This window comes from Streptomyces sp. NPDC006309 (assembly GCF_040613095.1).
Taxonomy (GTDB): domain Bacteria; phylum Actinomycetota; class Actinomycetes; order Streptomycetales; family Streptomycetaceae; genus Streptomyces.
Window position 1 is genome coordinate 525,357 of sequence record NZ_JBEXRO010000002.1, and the last position, 8,445, is coordinate 533,801.

At 69.2% G+C, this 8,445-nt stretch carries 7 protein-coding genes; 2 read left to right on the plus strand and 5 right to left on the minus strand.

Annotation, left to right across the window (positions count from 1 at the left end):
* Positions 1 to 136 precede the first annotated feature (136 nt).
* The 3 genes from ABZ117_RS04775 to ABZ117_RS04785 all read right to left on the minus strand — a co-directional run bounded on the left by ABZ117_RS04775 (position 137) and on the right by ABZ117_RS04785 (position 2,472).
* Complete coding sequence (locus tag ABZ117_RS04775) at positions 137 to 1,042, minus strand: ADP-ribosylglycohydrolase family protein (protein ID WP_356817369.1); 906 nt, start codon at positions 1,040 to 1,042, stop codon at positions 137 to 139.
* A 12-nt stretch (positions 1,043 to 1,054) separates the two neighbouring features.
* Complete coding sequence (locus tag ABZ117_RS04780; protein ID WP_356817371.1) at positions 1,055 to 1,714, minus strand: histidine phosphatase family protein; 660 nt, start codon at positions 1,712 to 1,714, stop codon at positions 1,055 to 1,057.
* 152 nt (positions 1,715 to 1,866) lie between these two features.
* Positions 1,867 to 2,472 carry a YdbC family protein gene (locus tag ABZ117_RS04785; protein ID WP_356817372.1) on the minus strand — a complete coding sequence of 202 codons (606 nt, stop codon included), beginning with the start codon at positions 2,470 to 2,472 and terminating at the stop codon, positions 1,867 to 1,869.
* Between the two features lie 152 nt (positions 2,473 to 2,624).
* Between ABZ117_RS04785 and ABZ117_RS04790 the strand changes: the two genes are divergently transcribed.
* On the plus strand, positions 2,625 to 3,158 hold the full coding sequence (locus ABZ117_RS04790; RefSeq protein WP_356817374.1) for a TerD family protein: 534 nt from the start codon (positions 2,625 to 2,627) through the stop codon (positions 3,156 to 3,158).
* Positions 3,159 to 3,244: 86 nt separating this feature from the next.
* On the opposite strand, the gene ABZ117_RS04795 is transcribed toward ABZ117_RS04790, so the two are convergent.
* On the minus strand, positions 3,245 to 6,148 hold the full coding sequence (locus ABZ117_RS04795; RefSeq protein WP_356817375.1) for a vitamin B12-dependent ribonucleotide reductase: 2,904 nt from the start codon (positions 6,146 to 6,148) through the stop codon (positions 3,245 to 3,247).
* A 165-nt stretch (positions 6,149 to 6,313) separates the two neighbouring features.
* On the minus strand, positions 6,314 to 6,865 hold the full coding sequence (gene nrdR / locus ABZ117_RS04800; protein ID WP_356817377.1) for a transcriptional regulator NrdR: 552 nt from the start codon (positions 6,863 to 6,865) through the stop codon (positions 6,314 to 6,316).
* Positions 6,866 to 7,428: 563 nt separating this feature from the next.
* Between nrdR and lexA the strand changes: the two genes are divergently transcribed.
* A complete protein-coding gene (gene lexA / locus ABZ117_RS04805; protein ID WP_121786538.1) occupies positions 7,429 to 8,208 on the plus strand; it encodes a transcriptional repressor LexA in 780 nt (259 codons plus the stop codon).
* Positions 8,209 to 8,445: the final 237 nt, after the last annotated feature.

An 8,445-nucleotide genomic window follows, 5' to 3' on the forward strand; every position in this document is an offset into this window, starting at 1 on the left:
TTCCCGCCCTCACCGCTCCGTGCGCGCTTACGCCCGGAAGACGCGGTGCACGGCGGATACGGGAAGAACGAGCGTCGATCACGGAGAGTTCCCGGGTGACACGGAGCGTTTCCGTACCCGCCGGGGAAGGGACCCGTCAGAGCCCTGCGGGCACCCAGTCGGGCAGCGACTCCGTGCGCCGCACCCACTCGGCGGGCGGTGCCCCGGCCTTGCCCGCGGCCAGCACGCCGCCCACGATCGCGCAGGTCGTGTCCACGTCCCCGCCCACCTGGGCGGTCGTCCAGAACGCCGTCTCGTAGTCACCGAGGGCCCGCGCGGCGGACCACAGGGCGAAGGGGACGGTGTCATGCGCGGTCGTGCGGCGTCCGCTGCCCAGCACGGCCGCGACCGTGCCCGGGTCGCGGTAGTCGAGCATGTCCCGGGCGCGGCGGAGTCCCTGGCCGACCGCGCTCTTCGGTACGAGCGCGATGACTCGGTCGAGCAGGGCCTCGCCGCTGGGCGGGCCGTCGGGCGAGCCGGCCAGAGCCGCCGCCGCGGCCACCGCCATGGCCCCGACCACGGCCTCCCGGTGCTGGTGCGTGGTGTAGGCCGAGATTTCCGCCTGGTGGGTCGCCTGCTCGGGATCGTCCGCGTACCAGGCGCCCAGGGGGGCGATCCGCATGGCCGCGCCGTTGCCCCAGGACCCCTGGCCGTTGAAGAGGCCGGCGGCCAGCTCGCGCCAGTCCCCGCCCTCCCGGACCAGACGCAGCAGGCGGTTGACCGCGGGACCGTAGCCCCGGTCGAAGTCGTGGTGCTCGGCGAAGGAGCGGGCGAGCGCATCTTGGTCGATCCGCTGGTGGGCGGCGAGGACGGCCAGCACGGAGCAGGCCATCTCGGTGTCGTCCGTCCACTGCCAGGGGCCCGGAGGCAGTTCCCGGCGCTTCAGCAGGGGGTAGTTCACCGGAACGAAGAACTGGGAGCCCAGCGCGTCTCCCACGGCCAGTCCGCGCAGGCTCGCCGAGGCGCGCTCGAAGCGCTCGAGGGAAGAGGAGTCAGCGGTCATCGCTCTGCCACTCTATCCGCTGACCCAGTACGGCACCGGCTCCCGCCAGCGCGCGAAGGGCCGGTCGAGTGCGTACCTGCCGTCCTCCCCGAGAACGAGCATCCGCATCTCGGCGTTCCCCGGATTGGCCAGCGACTCGAATTCGGCGACCGTCCAGTGGAACCAGCGCATGCAGAACAGCCGCATCGCCAGCCCGTGGGTCACCAGGAGGACGTTCGGAGGATGGTCGGGGGCCTCGAAGCTGCGGAACAGGCTCTCCAGGAAGCCGCCGACCCGGTCGTACACGTCGGCGCCCGACTCTCCCTGCGGGAAGCGGAAGAAGAAGTGGCCGTAGGCGTCGCGGTACGCCTTCTGCAGGCGCACGTCGTCGCGGTCCTGCCAGTTCCCCCAGTCCTGCTCACGGAGCCTGGGCTCCTCCCGGACGCGTATGAGGTCGGCATCGAGGTGGAAGGCGTGGAGCGTCTCGTGCGTGCGCCGGTACGGGGAGACGTACACGCTCACGCGTTCCCTGCCGAAGAGCTCCCGGAGCTGCTCTCCGGTCTCCTCGGCCTGCCGCCGGCCGCGCTCGGTCAGCGCGAGGGCGTGGTCGGGCTCGCGTTCGTACACGGAGTCGTCGATGTTGCCGGTCGACTCGCCGTGCCGGACAAGGACGATGCGCCGTGGTCGTGCCATGTCGAAACCCTAGATCGAACGGCGGAAGGTGGAGCACTCGTACGGGCTCCATACGGCGTAGGTCACATGATTTCCGCGCCGCGGATCCTTCCGTGATGACGATGCGGCACCCTCGGGAAGTACGTCCGGTTCTCCAACCGACCGGTGGGATCTCAGACCGTCCAGGACGGTTCCAGTTCCACGATGTCGCCGGAGAGCGCCGCGACGTCCGCCTCGGTCTGGGCGCGCAGGGCCAGGCGTTCGATGCGTTCGGTGCGGTACTTGCCGTGCTCGGCCGCCGACCGCCACATCGAGAGGATCATGAACTCTTGTTCGGGCGCCTCGGCGAACATGCCACGGATCATGCCGGGCGAACCGGCCATGGCCGGGTTCCAGACCTTCTCCTGCATGAGCATGAAGTGCTCCACGCGCTCCTCGTGGATCCGGCACAGGGCCACCCGGACGAGATCGGCGTCGGTGAAGCGCGGCTCGAAGCCCGTCTTCACATCGAAGCGGTACTCGAACAGCCTGACCTGGGCGTCCTTGAAGGTGCCGGACTGGGCGGCGGCCAGCCGGTCATGGGAACGGGCCATGAAGGAGTCGTAGAAGGCGCGGCTCTCCCAGAAGGCGAAGACGTGCGCCACTCCCGGCCGCTGCCGGCTCCAGCCCCCGCCCTGTCCCCGGAAACCCGGCTCCCCCGGCAGCCCCGCCCATTTCCGCTGCCCGCGCTCGAAACCGCGGCGGTCGACCACGGTGCAGCGAATCCACTTGACCAGCACCGCGCCATCGTAAGGCCAGCGGGCGTGGCGCCGGTCCCGCTCCGGTGGACCAGGCCCGGGCGTGCGCCCCCGTGCACGTGGCACGATGGGCAAAAAGCGTCCGACTCACACGAGTTGGGGGCGAGTGAGCCACAGGGGGAAGGGGCAGCCTGGTGACCGGCTTCAGCAAGGGAATCCGCAAGGCCGAGGTCGCGCTCAAGTGGGATCCCAGTCCGGCGGGACGGCCGCCGACCGATCTCGACATCATCGCCGCGACGTTCGTGTCGGCCGACGCTTACGGGACGCCGGCCTATCTGGTGCACTTCGACAGCCGTTCGCCGGACGGCACGATCTTCCTCAACCGCGACAGCACCGACGGCAGGGGCTTCGGCTGGGACGAGGTCATGGTGCTCGAACTGGAACGGCTCGACAGCCGGTACGCGCGCGTGGTGGTGGGTGTCGTCATCCAGCAGCGGCCCGGGCATAAGACGTTCGCCGATGTGCTGAATCCGGCCGCGCGCGTCCGGGAGGGCTATACGGTCCTCGCTGAGGACGACTTCGGGTCGGTCCTCGGGGCGACGGCGGCGACGATCGCCGAGTTCGTGCGCGACGACTCCGGCGAGTGGACCCTGCGTCCCGGCGTGCACGGCTTCGACGAGGATCCGTCGACGTTCACCCAGGTCATGGGCAGAGCACGCCGCCCCTGACGTGGTGACAGCCGAAGGGGCGCCGGCGTGTGGCCGGCGCCCCTTCTTCACCGGGGACCACGTGTCAGGTCCCTAGCGGCTGCCGGTCAGCTGCAACCGCTGGTCGAGCCGCAGCCCTCGCAGATGTAGCAGGAGCCGGCCCGCTGCATCTTCGTACCGCAGGAGAAGCACAGCGGGGCGTCGGCCTGGATACCCATCTGCATCTCGACCAGCTCGGCGCTGGTGTGGGCCTGCTTCGGGGCAGGCTTGACCGCCTCGGTCTCGGCCTTCGGCGTGGCGACCGCCTTCAGCTCCTGGGCGAGCGGCGCCGACTGGGCCAGACCCTCGACGTCGACCTCGTCGTCATCGAGCGACTGCTCGTACGAACCGGTCTCCAGGTGACGCTGACGCTCCTCGGCGGAGTGGATGCCGAGGGCGGAGCGCGTCTCGAAGGGCAGGAAGTCCAGCGCCAGACGGCGGAAGATGTAGTCGACGATCGACTGCGCCATCCGCACGTCGGGGTCGTCCGTCATGCCGGCCGGCTCGAAGCGCATGTTGGTGAACTTCGAGACGTACGTCTCCAGCGGCACGCCGTACTGGAGGCCGACGGAGACGGCGATGGAGAAGGCGTCCATCATGCCCGCGAGGGTGGAGCCCTGCTTGGACATCTTCAGGAAGACCTCGCCGAGCCCGTCGTCCGGGTAGGAGTTGGCCGTCATGTAACCCTCGGCGCCACCGACCGTGAAGGACGTGGTGATCCCCGGACGGCCCTTGGGGAGGCGCTTGCGGACCGGGCGGTACTCGATGACCTTCTCGACCGTCTCGCGGATGGCCGCCTCGGTCTTCTCCGTGACCTCGGCCTTCTCCTTCTCCTTGGTCTTCGCGGAGAGGGGCTGGCCGACCTTGCAGTTGTCGCGGTAGATCGCGAGCGCCTTGACGCCCAGCTTCCAGGCCTCGAAGTAGATCTCCTCGACCTCCTCCACGGTCGCCGTCTCCGGCATGTTGACCGTCTTGGAGATGGCGCCGGAGATCCACGGCTGGATCGCGGCCATCATGCGGACGTGACCCATCGGGGAGATGGCGCGCTCGCCCATGGCGCAGTCGAACACCTCGTAGTGCTCGTGCGCGAGGCCGGGGGCGTCGATCACGTTGCCGTTCTCGGCGATGTGGGCGACGATCGCCTCGATCTGCTCCTCCTGGTAACCCAGGCGGCGCAGGGCCTGCGGGACGGTGCCGTTGACGATCTGCATCGAGCCGCCGCCGACGAGCTTCTTGAACTTGACCAGGGCGAGGTCGGGCTCGACGCCCGTGGTGTCGCAGGACATCGCGAGACCGATGGTGCCGGTCGGGGCGAGGACGGACGCCTGGGAGTTGCGGAAACCGTTCCTCTCGCCGAGGCGCACCACGTCCTGCCATGCCTCCGTGGCAGCGGCCCACACCGGGGTGTCCAGGTCGTCCATGCGGACGGCCGTGCCGTTGGCGTCGGCGTGCTGCTTCATGACGCGGTTGTGGGCGTCGGCGTTGCGGGCGTAGCCGTCGTAGGTGCCGACGACCGCGGCCAGCTCGGCGGAGCGGCGGTAGGCCGTACCCGTCATCAGGGAGGTGATGGCGCCGGCCAGGGAACGGCCGCCGTCCGAGTCATAGGCGTGGCCGGTGGCCATCAGCAGGGCGCCGAGGTTGGCGTAGCCGATGCCGAGCTGGCGGAACGCGCGCGTGTTCTCACCGATCTTCTGGGTCGGGAAGTCGGCGAAGCAGATCGAGATGTCCATCGCGGTGATGACCAGCTCGACGACCTTCTGGAAGCGCTCGGTCTCGAAGGACTGGTGGCCCTTGCCGTCGTCCTTGAGGAACTTCATCAGGTTCAGCGAGGCCAGGTTGCAGGACGTGTTGTCCAGGTGCATGTACTCGCTGCACGGGTTCGACGCGGTGATCCGGCCGGACTCGGGGCAGGTGTGCCAGTTGTTGATGGTGTCGTCGTACTGGATGCCCGGGTCGGCGCAGGCCCAGGCGGCCTCGGCCATGCGGCGGAAGAGGGACTTGGCGTCGACCTCCTCGATGACCTCACCGGTCATGCGGGCACGCAGGCCGAACTTGCCGCCCTTCTCGACCGCCGTCATGAACTCGTCGTTGACACGGACCGAGTTGTTGGCGTTCTGGTACTGGACGGACGTGATGTCGTCGCCGCCCAGGTCCATGTCGAAGCCCGCGTCGCGCAGGGCGCGGATCTTCTCCTCCTCCTTGACCTTGGTCTCGATGAAGTCCTCGATGTCGGGGTGGTCGACGTCGAGCACGACCATCTTGGCGGCGCGCCGGGTGGCACCACCGGACTTGATGGTGCCGGCGGAGGCGTCGGCGCCACGCATGAAGGAGACCGGGCCGGAGGCGTTGCCGCCGGAGGAGAGCAGCTCCTTGGAGGAGCGGATGCGGGAGAGGTTCAGGCCGGCGCCGGAGCCGCCCTTGAAGATCATGCCCTCTTCCTTGTACCAGTCGAGGATCGACTCCATGGAGTCGTCGACGGACAGGATGAAGCAGGCGGAGACCTGCTGGGGCTGCGGGGTGCCGACGTTGAACCAGACGGGGCTGTTGAAGCTGAAGATCTGGTGCAGGAGGGCGTAGGCCAGCTCGTGCTCGAAGATCTCGGCGTCGGCGGGCGAGGCGAAGTACTTGTAGTCCTCACCGGCCTTCCGGTACGTCTTCACGATGCGGTCGATCAGCTGCCTGAGGCTGACCTCGCGCTGCGGAGTGCCCACGGCACCCCGGAAGTACTTGCTGGTGACGATGTTGACCGCGTTCACCGACCAGAAGTCGGGGAACTCGACGCCACGCTGCTCGAAGTTGACCGAGCCGTCGCGCCAGTTGGTCATGACGACGTCACGGCGCTCCCAGCTCACCTCGTCGTACGGGTGCACGCCGGGGGTGGTGTGGATGCGCTCGATGTGCAGCCCCTTGTTCCCCGCCTTGCCGCTCTTGGCTCGGGAACCTCGTGCCGGACCGCTCGCCGTCTCTGTCATGCCGCCTCCCTGGTACGGGCAAAACGCCCAAAAGTGCCCCGATTGTTCCCGTGGCACGGTGTTCTGTCGTGTGTTGCGGGCACCCTCAGCTGCCGCCCGCAACAGGTCTTTGTCGGCCGCCTCCCGGCCGGAATCCGGATCTCCTCCCGGTTCCCGGCCCGCCGGTCAGTCGGCGGCGTGGGCGGGCACCGGAACCTGGGTGGTCCCGCCGGGCCCGCAGCCTGCTTCCTGGATCCCCGCTCCCGCGTCCTGGTCGTCCGCGGCGGGGCCTCGCGTGGTCTCCCGCAGCTCCGCGATCGCGGCCTCGAAGTCGTCGAGCGAGTCGAACGCCCGATAGACGGAGGCGAACCGCAGATAGGCGACGAGGTCGAGTTCCTGCAAGGGGCCGAGTATGGCCAGGCCCACGTCGTGAGTGGTCAGCTCGGCGCTCCCGGTGGCACGCACCGCCTCCTCGACCCGCTGGCCGAGCTGGGCGAGTGCGTCCTCGGTGACAGGCCGCCCCTGGCACGCCTTGCGCACGCCGTTGATGACCTTCGCGCGGCTGAACGGCTCGGTGACCCCGGACCGCTTGACCACCATGAGCGAGCACGTCTCCACGGTCGTGAAACGACGGGAGCAGTCGGGGCACTGACGGCGCCTGCGGATCGACGTGCCGTCATCGGTCGTACGGCTGTCGACCACGCGGCTGTCGGGATGCCTGCAGAAGGGGCAGTGCATGATCTCCAACCCTCCTCACAGCAGTCTCATTGACCTCACCGGACCCACAGGACCCGCGAAGCAGACCCCAGCATAGGCGATCGCGACGCCGTCCAAGACCCGGGGGACCACAACTTGTGGGCTGCTGTAGCCATCCAACCACTACATGTGGGGATTGCTTCATACGCCCAGGCAGACACGCGTGTCGCGGCGGAACGGTGGATCCGGGCATCGGCGGCGGCCGGCACGGACACGCGCACGCGTACCCGTGCCGCCGTGCCGCATACCGGGATAGCGTGGGCGCCGCACGCGAGGGGGCATGGCACTCCGGCACAGAAGGGCCCCGGATACCGGACCGCGGGGTTCCGGATGGCAGACTGGGGTCGCGGCCCACAAGGTCGGCGACCCCGGCGGTGAAGAGTACAGCAATGGGCACTTTTGTCCGCCAGGTGCAGGCTGAGCCATACACCCAGACACACGATCACGTCACGTGAAACGCACTTTTTCACTCGAACGTGTGTTTGGCGCAACCTTTCGAAAGCAACTACCGTTGTGCAGCAGGGAGACCATCGAGAGGGGCCGCCGTGACCACCACCGCAGACAGTGCCACCATCACCGCCCAGGACCGCTCCCAGGGCCGAGTCGAGCCGGTGCACGTGATGAACGAAGTGACGAATCCCGAGGGGCACAAGCGCTCCCTGCCGGGCCGACCTCCCGGCATCCGGGCGGACAGCTCGGGGCTCACCGACCGGCAGCGCCGGGTGATCGAGGTCATCAGGGACTCGGTGCAGCGGCGGGGCTACCCACCGTCGATGCGGGAGATCGGCCAGGCCGTCGGCCTGTCCAGCACGTCCTCGGTCGCCCACCAGCTGATGGCACTGGAGCGCAAGGGGTTCCTGCGTCGCGACCCGCACCGCCCGCGCGCGTACGAGGTGCGAGGCTCCGACCAGGCCGTGACCGTGCAGCCCACGGACACCGCCGGCAAGCCCGCCGCGTCGTACGTCCCGCTGGTCGGCCGTATCGCGGCCGGTGGCCCGATCCTCGCGGAGGAGTCCGTCGAGGACGTCTTCCCTCTCCCCCGCCAGCTCGTCGGCGACGGCGAACTGTTCGTCCTGAAGGTCGTCGGTGACTCGATGATCGAGGCCGCGATCTGCGACGGCGACTGGGTGACCGTGCGCCGCCAGCCGGTCGCCGAGAACGGCGACATCGTGGCCGCCATGCTCGACGGCGAAGCCACCGTCAAGCGCTTCAAGCGCGAGGACGGCCACGTCTGGCTCCTCCCGCACAACGCCGCCTACGAGCCGATCCCCGGCGACGACGCGACGATCCTGGGCAAGGTCGTCGCGGTGCTGCGCCGCGTGTGACGAACGCGGCAGGCGGGCCCCGACGGCTCGCTCCCTGACCGGGCCCCGGAACCTCTGCGCCGGTTCCGGGGTCCTGCCCGTCCCGGGTAGCCGTACGCACGGCTGCCATCGTGGGGTGGTCCGACCGGCTGACCCGACCTCGAAACCCGCCCAGCAGCCGTACGACGGCGATGTCCGCGCCCTCCACCAGGGCCGGCAGCTCCCCGGCGACGTCGACCCGGGTGGGGTTGCCGATGC